The sequence below is a fragment of the Sulfitobacter sediminis genome (assembly GCF_040811725.1).
GTDB lineage: Bacteria > Pseudomonadota > Alphaproteobacteria > Rhodobacterales > Rhodobacteraceae > Sulfitobacter > Sulfitobacter sediminis.
In genome coordinates, this window is the sequence record NZ_JBFNXX010000106.1 from 1 (window position 1) to 476 (window position 476).

Annotated in this window: 1 pseudogene; it reads left to right on the forward strand. The window is 60.3% G+C overall.

The features are described from left to right. Window positions 1–476, forward strand: a pseudogene (locus AB2B41_RS23365) (IS5/IS1182 family transposase); the annotation flags it as partial.

Here is a 476-nt window from a genome sequence, read left to right on the forward strand (position 1 = left end):
GACCCGGCCGCGCGATTGACTGGCGCCAACGGAGACAGGCCCTTCTTTGCGTACAGCACCAACTACCTCGTCGATCTGGACCATGCGATCATCGTGGATGTCGAAGCGACTGCGCCGATACGGCAGGCGGAAGTTGGTGCCGTGCGCGACATGCTGGTGAGAACACAGGATCGTTTCGACCTACACCCATGGCTGCTGGCCGCAGACACGGCCTATGGTGCGGCGGAGATGCTTGGCTGGCTTGTGAAAGAGCAAGGCATCGAACCCCACATCCCGGTCTTCGACAAGTCCGAGCGCAAGGACGGCGCCTTTCCTGCCACCGAGTTCACCTACGATCCCGACATCGATGCATACAAATGTCCCGGCGGTAAGGAACTGAAGCCGTACTGGCGAAACATCTCAAAGGGGCGCCCGGCGTTCGGCAAGGATGGCTTCAAGAAATACTACGCCCGGAAACAGGATTGCGCGGCGTGTCC